19 protein-coding genes are annotated in these 19,034 nt (G+C 63.3%); 2 read left to right on the forward strand and 17 right to left on the reverse strand.

Translation table 11 applies throughout. The features are described from left to right. Nucleotides 1–4: 4 nt before the first annotated feature. The 17 genes from ACX80T_RS08605 to ACX80T_RS08685 form a co-directional block, all read right to left on the reverse strand. Entirely contained in the window at nt 5–1,804 is a 1,800-nt protein-coding gene (locus tag ACX80T_RS08605; RefSeq protein ID WP_459304186.1) for a proline--tRNA ligase, read from the reverse strand. A 106-nt stretch (nt 1,805–1,910) separates the two neighbouring features. After that, nucleotides 1,911–2,708, reverse strand: coding sequence for a hypothetical protein (locus ACX80T_RS08610; RefSeq protein WP_019483477.1), 798 nt, complete (start codon nt 2,706–2,708; stop codon nt 1,911–1,913). Beyond that, nucleotides 2,705–3,643 carry a GNAT family N-acetyltransferase gene (locus ACX80T_RS08615; RefSeq protein WP_083850938.1) on the reverse strand — a complete coding sequence of 313 codons (939 nt, stop codon included), beginning with the start codon at nt 3,641–3,643 and terminating at the stop codon, nt 2,705–2,707. Before ACX80T_RS08615 ends, ACX80T_RS08610 begins: the two co-directional genes overlap by 4 nt. After that, on the reverse strand, nt 3,597–4,763 hold the full coding sequence (gene ispG / locus ACX80T_RS08620; protein ID WP_116779093.1) for a flavodoxin-dependent (E)-4-hydroxy-3-methylbut-2-enyl-diphosphate synthase: 1,167 nt from the start codon (nt 4,761–4,763) through the stop codon (nt 3,597–3,599). The genes ACX80T_RS08615 and ispG overlap by 47 nt, the downstream gene beginning before the upstream one ends. 45 nt (nt 4,764–4,808) lie before the next feature. Beyond that, nucleotides 4,809–5,099: a YciI family protein gene (locus ACX80T_RS08625; protein WP_019483480.1), complete on the reverse strand. Its 291-nt coding sequence runs from the start codon at nt 5,097–5,099 to the stop codon at nt 4,809–4,811. 19 nt (nt 5,100–5,118) lie between these two features. After that, complete coding sequence (locus ACX80T_RS08630) at nt 5,119–5,661, reverse strand: hypothetical protein (protein WP_459304187.1); 543 nt, start codon at nt 5,659–5,661, stop codon at nt 5,119–5,121. A 68-nt stretch (nt 5,662–5,729) separates the two neighbouring features. Further along, nucleotides 5,730–6,329 (reverse strand): MarR family transcriptional regulator, encoded by a 600-nt coding sequence (locus ACX80T_RS08635; RefSeq protein ID WP_459304188.1) that lies wholly within the window; start codon nt 6,327–6,329, stop codon nt 5,730–5,732. 86 nt (nt 6,330–6,415) lie between these two features. Next, nucleotides 6,416–7,780, reverse strand: a complete 1,365-nt coding sequence (locus ACX80T_RS08640; protein ID WP_459304189.1) for a M50 family metallopeptidase — start codon at nt 7,778–7,780, stop codon at nt 6,416–6,418. Between the two features lie 15 nt (nt 7,781–7,795). After that, nucleotides 7,796–9,013, reverse strand: coding sequence for a 1-deoxy-D-xylulose-5-phosphate reductoisomerase (dxr, locus tag ACX80T_RS08645; protein ID WP_459304191.1), 1,218 nt, complete (start codon nt 9,011–9,013; stop codon nt 7,796–7,798). A 150-nt stretch (nt 9,014–9,163) separates the two neighbouring features. Then, entirely contained in the window at nt 9,164–9,835 is a 672-nt protein-coding gene (locus ACX80T_RS08650) for an NAD(P)-binding oxidoreductase (RefSeq protein ID WP_024477006.1), read from the reverse strand. Nucleotides 9,836–9,862: 27 nt separating this feature from the next. Next, nucleotides 9,863–10,690: an HpcH/HpaI aldolase/citrate lyase family protein gene (locus ACX80T_RS08655; RefSeq protein ID WP_116779090.1), complete on the reverse strand. Its 828-nt coding sequence runs from the start codon at nt 10,688–10,690 to the stop codon at nt 9,863–9,865. After that, nucleotides 10,687–11,193 carry a MaoC family dehydratase gene (locus ACX80T_RS08660; RefSeq protein WP_459304192.1) on the reverse strand — a complete coding sequence of 169 codons (507 nt, stop codon included), beginning with the start codon at nt 11,191–11,193 and terminating at the stop codon, nt 10,687–10,689. The genes ACX80T_RS08655 and ACX80T_RS08660 overlap by 4 nt, the downstream gene beginning before the upstream one ends. Continuing rightward, nucleotides 11,186–11,839, reverse strand: coding sequence for a CoA transferase subunit B (locus tag ACX80T_RS08665; protein ID WP_019483488.1), 654 nt, complete (start codon nt 11,837–11,839; stop codon nt 11,186–11,188). The genes ACX80T_RS08660 and ACX80T_RS08665 overlap by 8 nt, the downstream gene beginning before the upstream one ends. Nucleotides 11,840–11,842: 3 nt before the next feature. After that, nucleotides 11,843–12,688: a CoA transferase subunit A gene (locus tag ACX80T_RS08670; RefSeq protein ID WP_459304193.1), complete on the reverse strand. Its 846-nt coding sequence runs from the start codon at nt 12,686–12,688 to the stop codon at nt 11,843–11,845. Nucleotides 12,689–12,722: 34 nt separating this feature from the next. Then, entirely contained in the window at nt 12,723–13,883 is a 1,161-nt protein-coding gene (locus tag ACX80T_RS08675; protein WP_019483490.1) for an acyl-CoA dehydrogenase family protein, read from the reverse strand. Nucleotides 13,884–13,899: 16 nt separating this feature from the next. Then, on the reverse strand, nt 13,900–15,993 hold the full coding sequence (locus ACX80T_RS08680; protein ID WP_459304260.1) for an acetyl/propionyl/methylcrotonyl-CoA carboxylase subunit alpha: 2,094 nt from the start codon (nt 15,991–15,993) through the stop codon (nt 13,900–13,902). Nucleotides 15,994–15,998: 5 nt separating this feature from the next. Continuing rightward, nucleotides 15,999–17,603, reverse strand: coding sequence for a carboxyl transferase domain-containing protein (locus tag ACX80T_RS08685; protein ID WP_019483492.1), 1,605 nt, complete (start codon nt 17,601–17,603; stop codon nt 15,999–16,001). 161 nt (nt 17,604–17,764) lie between these two features. Between ACX80T_RS08685 and ACX80T_RS08690 the strand changes: the two genes are divergently transcribed. Beyond that, entirely contained in the window at nt 17,765–18,373 is a 609-nt protein-coding gene (locus tag ACX80T_RS08690; RefSeq protein ID WP_035748099.1) for a TetR/AcrR family transcriptional regulator, read from the forward strand. Nucleotides 18,374–18,423: 50 nt separating this feature from the next. Continuing rightward, the gene (locus ACX80T_RS08695; RefSeq protein ID WP_019483495.1) at nt 18,424–18,891 is read left to right on the forward strand and encodes a GNAT family N-acetyltransferase; all 468 of its coding nucleotides are present in this window, start codon (nt 18,424–18,426) and stop codon (nt 18,889–18,891) included. Nucleotides 18,892–19,034: the final 143 nt, after the last annotated feature.

Below are 19,034 nucleotides of genomic sequence, written 5' to 3' on the forward strand. Positions count from 1 at the left end.
CCTGCTAGGCGCTGACGAGGCGGCGAAGGTATTCCACTACCTCAGCCACTGCTACGTTCTCTGCCTCGCCACTGCGGCGGTCCTTGACCTCCACCACTCCATCCGCCAGACCGCGCCCGACGACGACGATGGTCGGTACGCCGATCAGCTCGGCATCACCGAACTTTACCCCCGGGGACACCTTGGGGCGGTCGTCGTACATGACGTCAAGACCGGCGGCCGTCAGGTCTTCGGCGAGCTGATTGGCTGCTGCGAAGATTTCCTCGCCCTTGCCCGTAGCGACCAGGTGGATATCGGCCGGGGCTACGTTTCGAGGCCAGATGATGCCCTTGTCATCCCGGTTGGATTCGGCAAGCGCCGCAATCGCACGGGTCACCCCCACCCCATAGGAGCCCATGGTCACGGTGGCAAGTTTGCCGTTCTGGTCCAGGACCTTCAGTCCTAGCGCTTCAGCGTATTTGCGGCCGAGCTGGAAGATGTGGCCCATTTCGATGCCGCGGGCGGCTTTCAGCGGTCCGGAGCCGTCGGGCGCTTCGTCGCCGTCGCGAACCTCGACTGACTCGATGACCCCATCCCACGCGAAATCGCGGGACGCGACCAGGCCGAACACATGTTTGCCGAAGACGTTGGCACCGGTGATCCAGGACGTGCCTGAGACCACCCGTGGGTCCACCAGATAGGGGATCCCGGTGAGCCCGTCCGCGCCGAGTACCGGAGCATCAAGGCTCAGGCCCGGCCCGATGTAACCCTTGACCAGGCCCGGGTGTTTCCGCAGGTCCTCATCGGAGGCCGGCTCCACCATCACATCGCCACCGACCTCGAGGTGCGGCGCGAGATTCGCTTCGACGCGCTTCAGATCGACGGTGCGATCACCGGGCAGCCCGATAATAACCAGACGGCGTTCACCGGTGGGCAGGACTGCTGCCAATACGACGTTCTTGAGGGTGTCAGCAGCCGTCCAGGGGCCGGCGTCCCGCGCCAGGACCTCGTTCGCGTGGCTGACCAGCGTGTCGATGGTTGGGGTGTCGGGTGTGTCCCTGATTTCTGCCGGGGCCGCGTCGGAGAAATCGATGTCCTCGGGCACGACGGTGGTGACGGCCTCAACGTTCGCGGTGTAACCGCCTTCGGATGCGACGAACGTGTCCTCGCCGATTTCGGAGGGGTGCAGGAACTCTTCGCTTTTGGATCCACCCATCGCACCGGCAGTCGCGGCCACGGGGACCACGGTCAGCCCGAGCCGCTCGAAAATCCGCAGGTAGGCGCTGCGGTGCAGATGGTAGCTGCGCTCCAGGCCGGCGTCGTCGATGTCGAAGGAGTAGGAGTCCTTCATGATGAATTCGCGTCCCCGCAGCAGGCCGGCGCGCGGCCGCGCCTCGTCCCGGTACTTGGACTGGATCTGGAACAGGCTCACCGGCAGGTCCTTGTACGAGTTGTACAGGTCCTTGACCAGCAGCGTGAACATCTCTTCATGGGTTGGGGCCAGGAGATAATCCGCGCCCTTGCGGTCCTGCAACCGGAAGATGCCGTCGCCGTACTCGGTCCAACGGTTGGTTGCCTCGTAGGGCTCTTTGGGGAGCAGCGCAGGGAAATGCACTTCCTGGGCGCCGATGGCTGCCATTTCCTCACGGATAATGGTCTCCACCTTGCCGAGCACCCTCAGGCCGAGCGGCAACCAGCTATAGATTCCGGGGGCAGCCCTGCGGATGTAGCCCGCACGCACGAGGAGCCGGTGACTGGCTACCTCGGCGTCGGAGGGGTCCTCGCGCAAGGTGCGCAGGAAAAGGGTTGAGAGTCGAAGGACCACGCGTTTAAATCCGTTTCTTCAGCACTGGCTGCCAAGGCAGCTTAATCAGATACCAATCTATCCGTTTCGGGCAGCGCCCGGTGACACGCACCCTCGCCGCGGGCGATTACAGGGATCGCAGTGCGGTTATTGTCGCGTCGACGAGACTTTCGCCGCGGGCCAGATCCTGCGCAACGTCACCCGAACTGCCGATCGTCACGTTGATGGTGGTGGTTCCGATCAAGGCGGTCAGTGACACGGTCTCCTGAATTGTCCCGGGAACCTGCACCACGGTCCTGACCGCGAAGGTTTCATCGGCATTGGTGCTGGCCGTCAGCTCCGTCACCGCCACTGAGACCTCCTCTCCCCTGATCTCCATGTCGAACGCCGAACACTCGGCGAGCTGGGTCCGGTTGGCCTCGATTTGATCCTGGATTGATTCGTCCGATTTCTGGCTGGTCAGGCTGACCGAATCCGGTTGCAGGGAAGAGGCCCCGGCAAAGGTCATCACGCCGAGGGTGGCACTCAGGGCCTGCCCGGCGAGGTTCGGATCGGCGAACACGTCGCATTCCTCCGGGGTCACGGTCAGGTCGCTTGTCCCATCGTCGGCCCCGTTGACGAGCTCCCGAATGGCCGAATCGTCAAGGATAACCCCGGCAAGGGATTCCTGCTCATCGACCGCTTCCAGTGCCATCTCTAGCTCGGTTGCCGTGTACTCGTTGTCCTGGCCGGGCGTCGGGTCGCTGCCCGGGTCAGCGCCGACCGGCGGGTCTGCGTCTTCAGTCGGCTCTGCTGGGGTTGGTGCGGCGGGCAGGGTGGCAGGGGCGGGCAGCTCATCTGTTCCCTCATCCGCGGTGCAGCCGGTGCCGATGATCAGGACGGCGCAGGATAGAACAGTCAGCCAACGCCGGCCTGCGGTGCTCACAGGAGGACCGTTGCGAAGGTCCCCACTTCGCGGAACCCAACCGTCTGATAGGCGGCCAGGGCCCGGGTGTTGAATGAGTTGACGTACAGGCTCACCACCGGGGCGCGTTGCTGTGCTGCGAGGACGACGGCAGCAAGGTAGCTGGCGCTGAGGCCCTGTCCGCGGTACGCCGGGTTCATCCAGACACCCTGAATCTGGACGGTGGTGCTTGAGACAGTACCCAGTTCGGCTTTGAAGATTACCTGGCCGTCGTCGTCGAAATCGGCGAGCGACGCCTGCCGTCTGACCAGTGACGCCACCCGACGCCGGTAGTGTTCTCCCCCGCCAGTGAACGGCGAATATCCCACTTCTTCTTCGAACATGGCGGCACACGCCGGAACTATGACGTCCAGCTCGTCATCCCGGGTGAATCTGAGACCCGCGGCGGGTTCCACCTTGGGTGTCCCAGTGATCGCCAGCAACGGCTGGGAGGGGCGTACATCAAATGGCTCGGGGCTGTACTCGCGCAGCGTGGACCAGATGGCCAGGACGGCTTCGGCTGGCCCGAAAATGGAGGAAAACTTCCGCCCCGACTTGCCCAGGTGGGTGCCTAACGCTGCGCCATCGGCCTCGGAAACCCCGATGGGTACCAGGTTGACGCCCGCCCAACACGCTGCAACCAGGTCGCCGTTCCTGAAAACGCCGATCACCTCGCCGCCGGCGTAGGACGGCGAGAGGCCGCGGGAGGCTTCCAGGTGCGAGGCGATGAACACGTTGGCGGTGGGATCACGGTCGACCAGGCGCCCGAGTGCTTCGTTGTGCTCCTTGTCGAGCGTCACAAACCCGTCGGGCACAACCGCATCAGGTGTCCCGACCCGTCCGGAAGTGTCGAGCTGCCCGGAGTGTGACCTAACTGACGGTAACCATGGGGCCACCCTGGCCAGCAGTCTCGCCATCGGCTTCCCCCATCTCCTCAGCTATTCTCATTGCTTCTTCAATGAGTGTCTCAACAATCTGGTCTTCGGGAACAGTCTTGATGACTTGTCCCTTAACGAAGATCTGGCCTTTTCCGTTGCCGGAGGCGACGCCGAGATCGGCTTCACGCGCTTCGCCTGGGCCGTTCACGACGCAACCCATCACTGCCACGCGCAGCGGGATTTCCATTCCCTCAAGGCCCGCCGTCACCTGCTCAGCGAGGGTGTACACGTCCACCTGGGCGCGGCCGCAGGAAGGGCAGGACACAATTTCCAGCTTGCGGGGGCGCAGGTTCAGCGACTGCAGAATCTGGTTTCCGACCTTGATTTCCTCGACCGGAGGGGCCGACAGGGACACGCGGATGGTGTCGCCGATGCCCTTGGACAGCAGCGCTCCGAAGGCCGTGGCTGATTTGATGGTGCCCTGGAAGGCGGGGCCTGCCTCGGTGACGCCGAGGTGGAGGGGCCAGTCGCCGCGTTCGGCAAGCAGCTCGTAGGCGCGGACCATGATCACCGGGTCGTTGTGCTTGACGGAGATCTTGAAGTCGTGGAAGTCGTGTTCCTCGAAGAGGGACGCTTCCCAGACCGCGGATTCCACCAGCGCCTCGGGTGTTGCCTTGCCGTACTTTTCCATCAGACGAGGATCGAGCGAGCCGGCGTTGACGCCAATGCGGATCGAGGTGCCGGCGTCCTTGGCCGCGGCGGCAATCTCTTTGATCTGGTCGTCGAACTTGCGGATATTGCCGGGGTTGACCCGAACCGCCGCGCAGCCGGCGTCGATCGCTGCGAAGACGTACTTCGGCTGGAAGTGAATGTCGGCGATGACGGGGATCTGCGACTTCCTGGCGATAATCGGCAGTGCTGCGGCGTCGTCGGCCGATGGGCACGCAACACGCACGATGTCGCACCCGGTGGCAGTCAGTTCAGCGATCTGCTGCAGCGTCGCGTTGATATCAGTGGTCGGGGTGGTGGTCATGGACTGGATGCTGATAGGCGAATCCGATCCCACCCCTACCGAACCCACTTTAATCTGCCGGGTTTTCCGGCGGGGGGCAAGGACGGGCGGTGGTGCGGCTGGCATTCCTAAACTGACCGAGGTCAAAGGATCCTCCATGTGTAGTTCATCGGTACAACAAATTTTGTGGGCTCAGGCATACTGCGAGAACTGGCCGATGCCCGGCTTCCACTCGGTGGCCTTGACTGCAGCGATGGCGCCCTCGAGCGCGAACGGATCCTGGCGGAGGAGGTCGTTGAGCGACTGCTCGTCGTCGGCGGTGAAGATCAGAAGGGCTCCTGCTCCGTCGGTGAAGGCGCCGGCGGAGAGCACCCGCCCGTCGCTCACCAGGCTATTGAGCCAGTCGCGGTGAGCCGGTCGGTGCTCGTCGCGTAGGTCGGAGCTATCAGGGCCGTATACATATTCCACTGCGAAAACACTCATAGAACCACCTTATACGTGATTACAACAGGTACGCCGCCGCGAAGGCAGCAACCCCGGCGGCCCATAACAGCGAGGTCAGGGTCCCGATGATGAAACGCTCGGCAACCGCAGGGGTTTCTTTCAACTCTGCGTACCTGCCGAGACCTTTGATGGCCACCACATACGCGATCGCCACCGGCTCGTTGGCGAGGATGGCCCCCGCAACACCAAGACGTTCGAGAATGCCGATGACGAGCCCGCCACGAAGAACACCCGGTCGAGGTGCCGGCAGGCCCCCCGGTGTCGCCGGTGCCGGTCTTGCTGGTGCCGGTCTTGCCGGCGCCGGTGTCACTGGGTCGTTTTCCGGCGGGTCGGGAATCACAATTCCCGGGGTCTTTTCAACCACGACAGGCGCTGCAAGCCCCTGCTGATCTACCGTTTCCTGGCGCTCAGCCGTTTCCTCGCCACCCGGCGCCTTCTCGTGTTCGTCGACTGAGCGAGCGAGCTTCAGCACGCCTACGGTTACCGGCCAGCCAACGCCGGCTGCCACCAGCAGGGTCAGTATCACCCACAGCACTGCCATGTCGGCCCTCGTCTTCCTGTCGTTACACCGGGACTCTACAGTCCGCGTCCGACATTCCACTTCCGGAGCTATTTCCGGAGAGCAGCATCAGCCCGGCGCAGGAGCACGGCGGCTGCGGGTCGGGCTGCCCATTCCTCCACCCATGCCGAGCGGGCCACGGCTTTACTGACGGCCTGGGACGTGATGCCGAGGTGCCGCGCTGCGACGGTTTGGGTCCCCCACTTGCCTGGTTCCAGGAGGTCCAGGATGCGCCACTCGGCTGCGGTCCGTTTCATGACGTGCAGCCCAATCAGCATCAGGACGCCTTCGGCTTCGGCAGTCCCGGAACCACCCTCCACCGCAACAGTGGCACGATCCCCTGCCTTCTTGGCCCGTTCGACCGCCGCGCGCGCAGCGATAAACGCGTCGCCCCTCCCCTCCCGCGCGGTGGCTGGTAGCGGCAGTTCGACGTCGCCTACCCCGATCCCCACATACCAGTTGCCGGCCCGCAGGCAGAGCAGCGTGGCGTCGACCACTGCCTCTGGAGAGTCGAGAACACCCTGTGCTTCATCGCCCACGGAGCGTTCGAAGGGTACGACGGATGGGACCTGGCGCAACAGGTCGAGCAGGCCGGGGACGCCGTCGTCGGCCTGTGAGCTCCCCTGCTGATCGATTGTCATCACAAACATGGTTCAATCTTATGTGGGTGTAAATCAAATAACAACCTATTTAGAGCTCAAATTGATTTACAACCACTTTGGCCCGGCGTTGCCCGTCAGCCGAAGAGATTCACCGGTTTCACAATGTCCGCGTAGATCAGCAGCGCGCCCATTCCCATTAGAAGAACAGCAACGACATAGGTGAGCGGCAGGAGCTTGGCCATGTCGAAGGGACCGGGATCCGGACGTTTGAACAACCGTGCGACGGTCCTGCGGACGCCTTCCCAGAGCGCCCCGGCGATGTGTCCGCCGTCGAGGGGCAGCAAAGGGATGAGGTTGAAGACAAACAACGCAATGTTGACACCGCCCACCAGCCCCACGAGGGTTGCCAGGCGGGATTCGACAGGAATCTCGTCCATCGCCGAAACCTCACCGGCAATCCGGCCGACGCCCACCACGCTGATGGGGCCTTCCGGGTCGCGGGGTGCATCGGAGAACGCTGCCTGCCCCACCTCGACAACACGCTGCGGGAGATTAATCACCACACCGGTTACTGCGACGATGTTATCCCCCACCGCGGGAAGCACGTCGCTTGGCGGACCCGGAGCCAGTTCCTGCTGTGAGCCGACGCCGATGAACCCGACGGCTTCGAGGACCTGGGTGCCATCGGCGTTGAGTTTAGGCCGTCCGTCAATGTCGGGGACGGGCCGTTCGGTCAGCAGCGGGGTGATGGTGGTGCTGACGGTTTCGCCGTCGCGGAGGTAGCTGATGGCGGTCTCGTCGCCCGCCGTGTCGCGGATCCAGGCGGACAGTTGGGTCCAGTCCGTCACATCCTGACCGTCGTAGCTCACCACCCGGTCACCGGGTTGCAGGCCCGCGTCGAACGCGGGGGCGGCGGGGTCCTCGTCGGTGCAGGCAGTTTGACCGGTGGAGGCCTGCTGGCTGGCTGGCACCACGCACTCGTAGACCTCGGACACCGTGGTGGTGGCCTGTGGCGAACCGAACCCCATGATGAGGATGGCAAACATGATCACGCCGATGATCAGGTTCATCACCGGCCCGCCGAGCATGATGATGATGCGTTTGTAGATCGGCAGCTTGTAGAAAACCCTGTCCTCATCGCCAGGACGGAGCTGTTCCGCGGCCGCCTGTCGTGCGTCAGTAGTGAGCTGCTGAAACATTCCCGTACTGGAGGGGCGGACGGCAGTGCCGGTGCCGGTGCCGTCGCCGTCGTCGACCCTGGCGGGAGGGAACATGCCAACCATCGAGACGTACCCGCCCAGGGGAATGGCCTTGAGCCCATACTCGGTGTCTCCGCGGCGGCGGGAGAAGAGCGTTGGACCGAACCCGATCATGTACTGGGTGACCCGGACCTTGAAGAGCTTGGCGGGGACAAGGTGCCCCACTTCGTGGAGCGCGATGGACGCCGCAATACCTATTGCGACGAAAAGCACTCCCAGAACGAAGAGCAGAATGGACAACGTGGTTCCTTTGGCTTAGCTGTACTGATCCTGCACACCACAACGAATTCGGGCGAGTGTGCGTGCCCGTTTCTCGGCGTCGAGCACGCTGCCGAGAGTGAGCGGCCCGCCGTCGTCATGCTCGGCGGTCACGGCCTCTACCGTATCCACAATCTCAGTGAAACCTATTGCTCCGCTGTGAAAAGCCTCGACAGCTTCCTCGTTGGCTGCGTTGTAGACCGCCATTGCCGTTCCGCCCCGCTGTGCAGCCGCTTTGGCGAGCCTAACGGCGGGGAACGCTTCTTCGTCGAGGGGCTCGAAAGTCCAGGTCGCGGCCGTGGTCCAGTCGCAGGGGATTGCCGCTCCCGGGACGCGGTGTGGCCAGCCGATGCCGAGGGCGATGGGCAGGCGCATATCCGGGGGCGATGCCTGGGCGATCGTTGACCCGTCGCTGAACTGCACCATTGAGTGAATGATCGATTGGGGATGAACGACGACGTCGATCCGCTCCAGCGGGATGCCGAAGAGCAGATGCGCCTCGATAACCTCAAGCGCCTTGTTGACCATGGTGGCGGAGTTGGTGGTGACCATTTTGCCCATGTCCCAGGTGGGATGCGCCAGGGCCTGCTGCGGGGTGACATTTTCGAGGTCTTTTCTCGCCTTGCCGCGGAAAGGGCCGCCGGAAGCGGTGAGGATCAGCCGGTCCACTTCGCCTGCTGCGCCGGAGCGGAGGCACTGGGCGATGGCCGAGTGTTCGGAATCCACTGGGACGATCTGGCCGTCGGCTGCGGCATCCTGGACCAGCTGACCGCCGACAATGAGGGATTCCTTGTTGGCAAGGGCGAGTAGGTGTCCGGCCTTTAGCGCCGCCAACGTAGGGGCAAGTCCGATGGATCCGGTGATGCCGTTGAGGACGACGTCGGCGTCGGGCCAGGCGGCGAGGTGGGTGGTGGCATCGGGGCCAGTGAACAGAACCGGGGAATAGTTCTTGGCGGACGACGTTTTGGCGGCTGCTGTGCGGATGGCGTCGCTGAGTTCAGCTTCGGTGCTGGTGGCTGAGGCGACTGCCTGGGCGTTGGTAGCGACGGCCTGCTCGGCCAGAAGCGGCAGATTTCCACCACCGGCTGCGAGGGCTGTGACGATGAACCGTTCGGGCGCCTGGCGGATGACGTCGATGGCCTGCGTTCCGATCGAGCCGGTGGATCCGAGGATGACAATCCGGCGGCGTCCTGTGTCAGGGGCAGTGAATTCCATGGTTTAAGTATCGCGCACGCGGATGTGCCGTGCCGGCGGAGTCCCTCAGCCGCAGAAACGGCCCGCAGGCTCAGGTCCGCCGGTTGGAAGGGCAGTTTCTGAGCCTACGGGCCGTTTCTTTGGCTACGGGCGTTTACTTGGCCGGTTGGCCTAGCGGTTGATGGACGCCAGCGCGTCCGCGATGGTTTCTTCGCCGGAGATTACCTCGAGTACTTGCCGGTCCCCCAGCTTCGTCTCAAGCAGAGCCGCGATGACGGTTGCTACATCCTTGCGCGGCACCGATCCCTGCCCGGTCTTTGACGAGAGGCGCACCCGACCAGTTGCTGCGTCGTCGGTGAGTCCGCCGGGCCGGACGATGGTCCAGCTAAAGGACGAGCGTGCCGCCAGATCCTCTTCTGCGGCTAGTTTCGCCTGAAGGTAGGCGTAGAAGATGTCGTCAAGGCCGTCGGGGCGTTGACCGTCTCGAACGGAGTCGGCTCCCATCGATGAGACCTGAACGAATCGTTTGACCCCTGCGACTTCAGCTGCATCGGCCAGCAGCACCGATGCTCCGCGGTCGACTGAGTCCTTGCGCTCGGCGCTACTTCCTGGACCAGCTCCGGCTGCGAAGACAACTGCGTCTGCTCCCGATAGCACTTTGGCGAGCTCGTCTGCTGTGCTCGACTCGAGGTCGACCACTGCTGGCGTGCCGCCGTCGTTCTCAATGTCCTTGTTGTGGTCGGGATTGCGCACCAATCCGACAACCTCGTGACCCTGTTGAACAAGTTGGCGGGTGAGTTCGCGGGCAATTTTTCCGTGGGCTCCTGCTATCACTGTTCTCATACTGGGGTAACGGCCAATGGGGCCCGACTAATTCCCGGGAGCCAGAATGTCGCCGGACCTCGCCAGGGTCTGCTCGGCGTGACGGAGAATCGGACCATCAATCATCCGACCCCGAAATTGGAAGACACCGCCGCTGCTGGCTGCCTCGGCCAGGATGGACCGGGCATAGTCGACTTCCTCGGAAGACGGCAGATAAGCCTCGCTGATGATTGGCGCCTGGCTTGGATGGATACACGCCTTCGAGCCGAACCCTGAAGCGACAGCATCCCGCGACTCAGCAGCCAACCCGTCAAGATCGCCGATGTTGATATAGACCGCATCCATTGCCGCCTTGCCTGCAGCTGCAGCCGACAGCAGCACATGGGACCGGGCATGCAACGCAACCTGACGATACGACCCGTCCTCGTTACGGCTCGAGGACCCGCCCAACGATGCCACCAGGTCCTCGGCACCCCACATCAACGCCACCACATTAGGTTCGGCTGCAATCGCCTGCGCGTTGAGCACACCGGTAGCCGTCTCACACAGAGCGATCACCGAAAAAGCACTCAACCCCCACAGATCGGCCGCAGATTCGGTTTTCGCCAACATCACCGTGCGGTACGCCGTGTGCTTTAGCATCTCGATGTCCAGAGCGAAGTCGGTTGTCGACGCCGGGTTGACCCGGACGATGGTACGTTTCGGGTCCAGCCGGCTTGCGGCCACCGCTTCTCGTGCCGCCGGCTTATCCCCGGGAGCCACTGCATCCTCAAGATCGAGGATCACCGCACTTGCCCGGTCGGCCGCTTTGCCAAATCGCTCCGGACGATCCGCAGGACAGAACAAAAGGGCTGGTCCCATGGTGAAACTGGTCATGAATCCGAGTGTCCTTCCCTGGTCCACATCAGCACACTCCGGGTCAGCGTCGCGACGACGGTACCCTCCTGATTGCGGCCGGTATGTTCCATCGTGACGATACCCTGACCGGGCCTGGACGACGACAGCCGCTTCTCGATCACCACAGTCTCCGTGTACAGGGTGTCGCCATGAAACAACGGATGGGGGAAACGCACATTGGTCATACCCAGCTGCGCGACGATGGTCCCCTGAGTCAGCTGCGGAACCGACTGCCCGACAACAGTTGCCAGGGTCAGCATTGAATTCATCAGACGCTGGCCAAAAGGCTGGGATTCACTCCACGCTGCATCGAGGTGGAGGGCCTGGGTGTTCATTGTCATGGTCGTGAACAGCACGTTGTCAGTCTCGGTCAGGGTCCGCCCCGGCTTGTGCGAATAGATCACTTCGGTGTCGAGCTCCTCGAAGTACAGCCCGCGCTGTTCAATGACGGTCCGCTGTGGGTCCGCCGGCTGCTCAGCCATTCAGGTCGACCTCCAGTGGAGCGCCAGTGGCGGCGATGACCTCTTCGACGCTCACTCCGGGCGCCGTTTCACGCAGCACCAGGGTGCCACCGTTGCGGTTGGGGTCGACGTCGATCACCGCGAGATCGGTGATGATCCGGTTGACGCACCCCTTTCCGGTCAACGGAAGTGAGCAGGAGCTGACAATCTTGGGCTTGCCGCTGCGGTCGACGTGTTCCATCATCACGATGACCCGCTTCGCGCCAAAGACCAGGTCCATGGCTCCGCCCATGCCCTTGACCATCTTTCCGGGAATCATCCAGTTCGCGAGGTCACCATTCGCCGCAACCTCCATGGCGCCGAGCACAGCCACGTCGACGTGCCCACCCCTGATCATGCCGAAGGACGCAGCCGAATCGAAGAAGGCAGCCCCGGCGTTCACGGTCACGGTTTCCTTGCCGGCGTTGATCAGATCCGGGTCAAGTTGCGCTTCGGTGGGATAGGGCCCGACGCCGAGAATACCGTTCTCGGAGTGGAGCACCACCTCGACGCCCGCGGGGATGTAGTTGGGAATCAGGGTAGGCATGCCGATACCCAGATTGACGTACTGCCCGTTCTCAAGTTCCTGGGCAACACGCGCTGCTAGTTCGTTACGTGTCAGTGCCATGTCTCAGACCGCCTTCGCCGAGTTGGAACTATCGGATGCTTGGGAGAACAGCGCCTGCTCGGAAGACTGTGCCGGGCCGGAAGGCTCTGACTGCTCGGCCGCAAGCGACACCGTGCGCTTTTCGACTCGCTTCTCCGGATCAGCAGCAAGCACCACCCGCTGGACAAAGATTCCAGGGATATGTACCTGCGCCGGATCAAGTTCGCCGGGTTCAACCAACTCCTCGACCTCAGCGATGGTGGTCTTCCCGGCCTGGGCGCAGAGCGGATTGAAGTTCATTGCTGTGGCATGGAAGACAAGGTTGCCGTGCCGGTCACCCTTCCAGGCGTGAACCAGAGCGAAATCGGGGTTGACCGACTCCTCAAGCACATAGTCCTGCCCGCCGAAGGTGCGCACCTCTTTTGGCGCTGAGGCGACGGTGACGTGACCGGCGTCGTCGTACTTCTGCGGCAAGCCACCTTCGCTCACCTGCGTGCCAACGCCAGCAGGAGTGTAGAAGGCTGGAATCCCGGCGCCGCCGGCGCGCAGCCGCTCGGCCAGCGTGCCCTGCGGAGTCAACTCGACCTCGAGTTCACCCGAAAGGTACTGGCGGGCGAACTCCTTGTTCTCCCCCACATAGGAGCTGATGGTGCGACGGATCCGTCCGTCAAACAGCAGGACGCCGAGGCCCCAGTCGTCCACCCCGCAGTTGTTGCTGATCGTTTCGAGATCGGTGGTGCCTTGCTGGTGCAGCGCGTCGATCAGGGCCACCGGAATCCCGCAGAGCCCAAACCCGCCCACGGCCAGTGATGCACCATCGGGGATATCGGCCACTGCCTCGGCGGCGGTCGCAACAACTTTGTCGATCACTGTAACTCCTTAGGTACTGGCGTGGGGCGTGCTGCTATAGACCGAGTTCCCGAGCGATCAGCATCAGCTGAACCTCGGTCGTGCCTTCACCCACCTCGAGAATCTTCGAGTCGCGGTAGTGACGTGACACGGTGAACTCGTTGATAAACCCGTATCCACCGAAAATCTGGGTAGCATCGCGGGCGTTGTCCATTGCAGCCTCACCAGCCACCAGCTTAGCGATGGAAGCCTCGGTCTTGAACGGCTTGCCGGCGAGCATGCGCGAGGCGGCGTCGTAATAGGCCAACCGCGCGGTGTGCGCACGCGCCTGCATCCGCGCAATCTTGAACTGGATCGACTGGAAAGATCCGATATTGGTGCCGAAGGCCTGACGCTCCTTGGCGTACTTGATTGACTCTTCGACACAGCCCTGGGCGGCACCGGTGGCGAGCGCCGCAATCGCGATACGTCCCTCATCGAGGATCTGCAGGAAATTCGCATAGCCGCGGCCGCGGGTACCCAGCAGATTCGCTTCGGGAACGTGGACATCGGTGAGGGTGAGCGGATGGGTGTCCGAGGCGTTCCAGCCCACCTTGTTGTAGGCCTTCTCGGCCTTGAAGCCTGGCGTATTGGTCGGCACCAGGATGGTCGAGATTTCCTTCTTGACGGAGCCATCATCGCGCGTGGTGGTGTCGGTGACCGCGGTGACGGTGACCAGCTGGGTGATATCGGTACCGGAGTTGGTGATGAACTCCTTGGTGCCGTTGATGACCCACTCGCCGTTCTCGAGCTTCGCCGTCGTCTTGGTCCCTGACGCATCCGAACCGGCCTCCGACTCGGTCAGGCCAAAGCCGCCGAGCGCCTTTCCGCTGGCCAGCAGCGGCAGCCATTGACGCTTCTGCTCCTCGCTGCCAAACCGGTAGACCGGCATCGCACCGAGTGACACGCCGGCCTCAAGGGTGATGGCCACTGACTGGTCGACCCGGGCGAGCTGCTCCAAGGCGAGGCAGAGGGCGAAGTAGTCCCCACCCATGCCGCCGTATTCCTCGGGGAAGGGCAACCCGAACAGGCCCATCTCGGCCATCTGGTCGACGACGGCGTACGGGAAGCTGTGCTCCTCGTCATGCTTGGCCGATACTGGCGCAACAACCTCGTCGGCGAAATCGCGGACGGTGTCTACCAGATCCTGGTATTCCTCGCTGAGTTCAAAGTTCATGACTTGCGTTCTTCTTTCATTCGGGTGTTCCTGCAGCGTCGGGCTGAATTTCTGTCGCGTGGATGCGTGCAACGATCTGGTTGGCTTTGACCAGGTCGCCGGGTTGGAGGTGGATCGATACGGTTCCGGCGACCGAGGCGGTCAGCTGGTGTTCCATCTTCATGGCCTCGACGCTGAGCAACGTCTGGCCGGCCTCGACCGTCTCACCGTCGGCAACCGACACCGAGGTGACCGTTCCCGGCATGGTTGAGCGAATTTCGGGGTCAGCCGTCCCCTCAGCGCGAGCAAGCTGCGAAAGCTGGGTTTCGAGCCGCTCGGTCCGGTTCAGGATCCGTACCGACGTCGACCATCCGGCGTCGGAATACCAGAGGGTGCTGCCGTGGTGGTCGGTTGACGCTGAACGTTCGATTACCGCCCGACGCCGGATGCCATCCACCGTTGCAGCGCCCCGTGCCCGGTCATAGCTGACGGACCGTACTGGATCGTCGCCACCGTCGCCGAGACGGACGTCATACCCCGCACTGGTGGGCTGCACGAGCACCTCCCGCACATCGCCGGGCGCGACGGCGAGATGCAGCGTTCGAGGTCGCGGCGTCCCCATCCGCCACCCGTCCCGGCGGGCCCAGGGCGAGCCGACTGGATGGAAACTCGCCGGTTCGGACGTCGAGCTGCCAGCTTCGACTGCTGCGAGGACTGCGATTTCCTCATCGGAAATGTGGCGGAACGCCAGCCCGGGCAGCTTGCGTTCGATCATGGTGGTGTCGAGCCGGCCAGCGCGGACGTCGTCGTCGTTGATCAGAAGCCTGAGGTACTCAATGTTGGTCTTGACCCCCACCACCACGGTGTCGGCGAGCGCCCGGTCGAGACGGTTCAGGGCTTCAGCGCGGTTGCGCCCCCAGGCGATGATCTTGGACAGCATCGGGTCGTAGCTGGCCGAAATTTCCAGTCCGCCGAGCAGCGAACTGTCAACGCGGATCCCTTCGCCGCCCGGCTCGGCGAGCTGGCTCACGACGCCAGTCGACGGCAGGAACTCGGCTTCGGGATCTTCGGCATAGACCCGCGCTTCGACCGCGTGGCCGGTGAGTACGACGTCGTCCTGGGACAGGGTGAGTTTCTCACCGGCAGCGATCCGCACCTGCCACTGCACCAGGTCGACGCCGGTAACCATCTCGGTGACAGGGTGTTCCACCTGGAGACGCGTATTCATTTCCATAAAGAAGAACTCATCGGGCGCATCGGCCGATACGAGGAACTCGACGGTTCCCGCTCCGCTGTAATCAACGCTGCGGGCCGCGTTGCATGCAGCTTCGCCGATCCGGGCCCGGGTCGCCTGGTCAAGCAGCGGCGATGGAGCCTCTTCGATGACCTTCTGGTGCCGGCGCTGCAGCGAACACTCCCGCTCGCCCAGATGAATCACGTTCCCGTGGTTGTCGGCGAGGATCTGGACTTCGATGTGTCGCGGCGTGAGGATCAGGCGTTCCAGGAACAGGGTGTCGTCGCCGAAAGCCGAGGCGGCAACGCGGCGCGCGGTCGGCAGGGTCCCGGCGAGGTCCTCCTCCCGTTCAACGGCATGCATTCCCTTCCCGCCGCCGCCGGCCGAGGGTTTGATCAACAGCGGGTATCCGACGTCGGCTGCAGCGTTCAGCAGTTGCTGATCGGTCAGGCCGGGCCGGGCGATGCCGGGCACCACCGGCACGCCATAATCCATCACATGATTCTTGGACCTGATCTTGTCGCCCATGACATTCAGCGCATGCACCGAAGGACCAATGAAGGCGATGTCTGCGTCGCTCAGGGCCTGGGCGAAGGCCTGGTTTTCGCTGAGGAACCCATAGCCCGGGTGCACCGCCTGCGCGCCGGTGCGGCGGCAGGCGTCGAGGATCGCGTCGATGGACAGGTAGCTCAGCGCTGGCGACGCGGGCCCGATCCGCACCGCCACATCAGCTTCACGCACGTGGAGGGCACCGGCGTCGGCGTCGCTATAGACCGCGACCGAGCGAATGCCCAGCGCCCGGAGGGAGCGGATCACCCGGCACGCAATTTCCCCGCGGTTGGCGACCAGCACGGTATCGAACAGGGCAGCGTCAGTGGTTGGTTCGATGGGTAACATCTCGCTCACATCCGGAAAAGGCCGAAGGAGGTGTCCCGGACCGGCGCATTGGCACAAATGTCCAAGGCGAGGCCGAGCACCGTGCGGGTATCCGCGGGGTCAATAATGCCGTCATCCCAGAGTCGGGCCGTCGAGTAGTAGGGGCTTCCCTGCTCCTCGTACTGGTCGCGGATCGGGGCTTTGAACGCCTCTTCGTCCTCGGCGCTCCACTCGTCGCCGCGGCCCTCAAGCTGATCCCGCTTCACTGTGCCCAGCACCGCAGAGGCCTGGTTCCCGCCCATCACCGAAATCCGGCTGGAAGGCCACATCCACAGGAATCGCGGCGAATAGGCCCTCCCGCACATCGAGTAGTTTCCGGCACCGAAGGACCCGCCGACGACGACCGTCAGTTTGGGGACCCGGCAGGTGGCGACCGCCGTCACCATCTTGGCGCCATTCTTGGCAATGCCCCCGGCCTCGTAATCGCGGCCAACCATGAACCCTGACAGGTTCTGCAGAAAGATCAGCGGGATTCCACGCTGGTCGCAGAGCTCGATAAAGTGGGCGCCCTTGAGTGCCGACTCGCTGAACAGGACGCCGTTGTTGGCGACGATGCCCACCTGATGGCCGTGCAAGGTCGCGAAACCGGTGACCAGGGTAGCGCCGTATTCTTTCTTGAATTCGTGGAACCGGCTGCCGTCGACGAGCCGGGCAATAACCTCGCGGGCATCATAGGAGGCGTTGACGTCGGTGGGAACCGCTCCGTAGACCTCGTCCGGGTCGACAGCTGGTTCGGTGGAGGCCGTAATCTCCCAGGCCTGCGGGTTCCGCGGCAGGGTCGAGATGATGTCACGCACGATCTCCAGCGCGTGGGTATCGTTCTCCGCCAGGTGATCGGTGACCCCCGAAATTTTCGAATGAACGTCTCCCCCACCCAGCTCCTCGGCGGTGACGATCTCGCCGATTGCCGCTTTCACCAGGGGCGGGCCGCCGAGGAAGATGGTGCCCTGGTTACGGACGATGACCGTCTCATCGCTCATGGCCGGAACATACGCTCCACCGGCGGTACAGGACCCCATGACCGCAGCAATCTGGGGGATCTTCCGGGAGGACATGGTGGCCTGGTTGAAGAAAATCCGACCGAAGTGCTCCTTGTCGGGAAACACCTCGTCCTGTTTGGGCAGGAACGCTCCGCCGGAGTCCACCAGGTAGACACAGGGCAGGTTGTTTTCCAGCGCAATTTCCTGGGCTCGCAAATGCTTTTTCACCGTCAGGGGGTAGTAGGTACCGCCCTTGACGGTTGCGTCGTTGGAAATCACCAGCACGTGGCGCCCGTGGATCAGGCCGACGCCGGCGATTACCCCGGCCCCGGGGCACTCGTCGTCGTACAGTCCATTGGCAGCCAGCGGTGCGATTTCCAGGAAGGGGCTGCCGTCGTCGAGCAGTTGGTCAATGCGCTCCCGCGGCAGGAGCTTGCCGCGGGCGACATGACGTTCCCGAGACCGCTGCGGTCCGCCGAGGGAAGCCTCTGCGAGGCGTTCGCGCAATTCGGTGACCAGTTGGCGCTGTGCAGTATCGTTCTCGCGAAAGCCGGGGCTGGTGGGATCTACCTGGGATGTCAGCGTCTGCATGGGGTCTTTCCCTGACTGGTTGCTCGTCGGCGAGCGGACCGTCTGTTTGGAAGCATTTTCAGTTAGTATGTACTAACTGAGATTAGGTTAGTAGCTAATAACCGACTTGTCCACCAAAATGGGATGACCGGTCCACCAGGCCGTACGAGATGGGGGCATCAATGGAAGCTTCTGCTCCGAGCCGGATCACCGGCCGCAGCATGGCGAAGGCTTCCCGCCGCGCCGCGCTGCTGGATGCCGCGGCCCAGTTGTTTGCCGATCGCGGCTACAACGGCGTTTCCATCGAAGACCTCGGCGCCGCCGCCGGCGTCAGCGGTCCGGCGGTGTACCGTCACTTCAGCAATAAACCGGCAGTGCTTGGTGCCCTCCTGGCCGGGGTCAGCGAAGACCTGCTCCATGGCAGCAACGCGGTGGTCGCCAATGCTCCGGACCCGGCGTCGGCGCTTCGCGGGCTGATCGAGTTCCAGGTGGACTTCGCGCTGCGAAATGCCAATGTGATCAGGGTGCAGGACCGGGACCTCAACAGCCTGACCCCCGAAGATGAGCACACCGTGCGGTTCCTGCAGCGTCAATATGTGGAAGTGTGGGTGGATGTCATGGCCAAACTCCTGCCCGACGACGACCCCGCCCAACTTCGACGGAAGGCTCACGCGGCCTTCGGACTGATCAATTCGACTCCGCACACAACTCCCCGCCGGAAAAGCAGCAGCGACATTGCCGACCTGCGGCTCCTGCTGGAGAAAATGGCATGGTCGGCGCTTAATGCATAGCTCATTGCCTAGTAACCTGTTCCTACCCGCCATCTAACCGAAAGTTCGATGTGACTTCACTACGCGCCGTTGAACCCTCCGACCTGGACGAGTTTTTCACCCATCAACTCGATCCCAGTGCCAACCACATGGCCGCATTCACGGCCAAGAACCCAGCGGACCGCGGGGTGTTCAACCATCACTGGCAGAACATCCTGAACGATCCCCAGATCACCGTGCGCACCATCCTTCACGACGGCGCAGTGGTGGGCAGCATCCTCGCCTACCGCAATGACGAGACCCCCGAGATCAGCTACTGGATTGACAAGGCCAGCTGGGGCCAGGGCATCACCACGGACGCCGTCGGGCTATTCCTTGAGGAGTTCACCGATCGGCCGATCCGTGCCCGCGCCGTCGTCGACAACGTCAACTCCATCCGGATCCTCGAGCGCTACGGTTTCGAGCACATTGGTGAGGTACAGGGATTCGCCAACGCCCGCGGCGCGGTCGTCAAGGAACTGGTCCTCGAGCTCCGCTAGCTCCACGTCCAGGCTTCCGTGGCGCGTGATTGCGACGCCGGTGCCCGACTACCGAGGTCGGTGCAGGCCAGCGTCGGTGCAGGCCGACGTCGAAGCAGGCCAACGCCGAAGCCCGTCGGGGCGCCGCCCGCCGGGGCGCGGCC

Source organism: Arthrobacter sp. Sr33, from assembly GCF_054511195.1.

What these genes read in the sequence shown, in the direction of transcription:
- ACX80T_RS08650 (WP_024477006.1), bottom strand. Translation starts at nt 9,835, where the DNA reads ATGAGAACAGTGATAGCAGGAGCCCACGGAAAAATTGCCCGCGAACTC.
- dxr (WP_459304191.1), bottom strand. Translation starts at nt 9,013, where the DNA reads ATGGAATTCACTGCCCCTGACACAGGACGCCGCCGGATTGTCATCCTC.
- ACX80T_RS08630 (WP_459304187.1), bottom strand. Translation starts at nt 5,661, where the DNA reads ATGGCAGTGCTGTGGGTGATACTGACCCTGCTGGTGGCAGCCGGCGTT.
- ACX80T_RS08690 (WP_035748099.1), top strand. Translation starts at nt 17,765, where the DNA reads ATGGAAGCTTCTGCTCCGAGCCGGATCACCGGCCGCAGCATGGCGAAG.
- ACX80T_RS08675 (WP_019483490.1), bottom strand. Translation starts at nt 13,883, where the DNA reads ATGAACTTTGAACTCAGCGAGGAATACCAGGATCTGGTAGACACCGTC.
- ACX80T_RS08615 (WP_083850938.1), bottom strand. Translation starts at nt 3,643, where the DNA reads ATGGCGAGACTGCTGGCCAGGGTGGCCCCATGGTTACCGTCAGTTAGG.
- ACX80T_RS08655 (WP_116779090.1), bottom strand. Translation starts at nt 10,690, where the DNA reads ATGACCAGTTTCACCATGGGACCAGCCCTTTTGTTCTGTCCTGCGGAT.
- ACX80T_RS08635 (WP_459304188.1), bottom strand. Translation starts at nt 6,329, where the DNA reads ATGTTTGTGATGACAATCGATCAGCAGGGGAGCTCACAGGCCGACGAC.
- ACX80T_RS08680 (WP_459304260.1), bottom strand. Translation starts at nt 15,993, where the DNA reads ATGTTACCCATCGAACCAACCACTGACGCTGCCCTGTTCGATACCGTG.
- ACX80T_RS08685 (WP_019483492.1), bottom strand. Translation starts at nt 17,603, where the DNA reads ATGCAGACGCTGACATCCCAGGTAGATCCCACCAGCCCCGGCTTTCGC.
- ACX80T_RS08625 (WP_019483480.1), bottom strand. Translation starts at nt 5,099, where the DNA reads ATGAGTGTTTTCGCAGTGGAATATGTATACGGCCCTGATAGCTCCGAC.
- ACX80T_RS08660 (WP_459304192.1), bottom strand. Translation starts at nt 11,193, where the DNA reads ATGGCTGAGCAGCCGGCGGACCCACAGCGGACCGTCATTGAACAGCGC.
- ACX80T_RS08665 (WP_019483488.1), bottom strand. Translation starts at nt 11,839, where the DNA reads ATGGCACTGACACGTAACGAACTAGCAGCGCGTGTTGCCCAGGAACTT.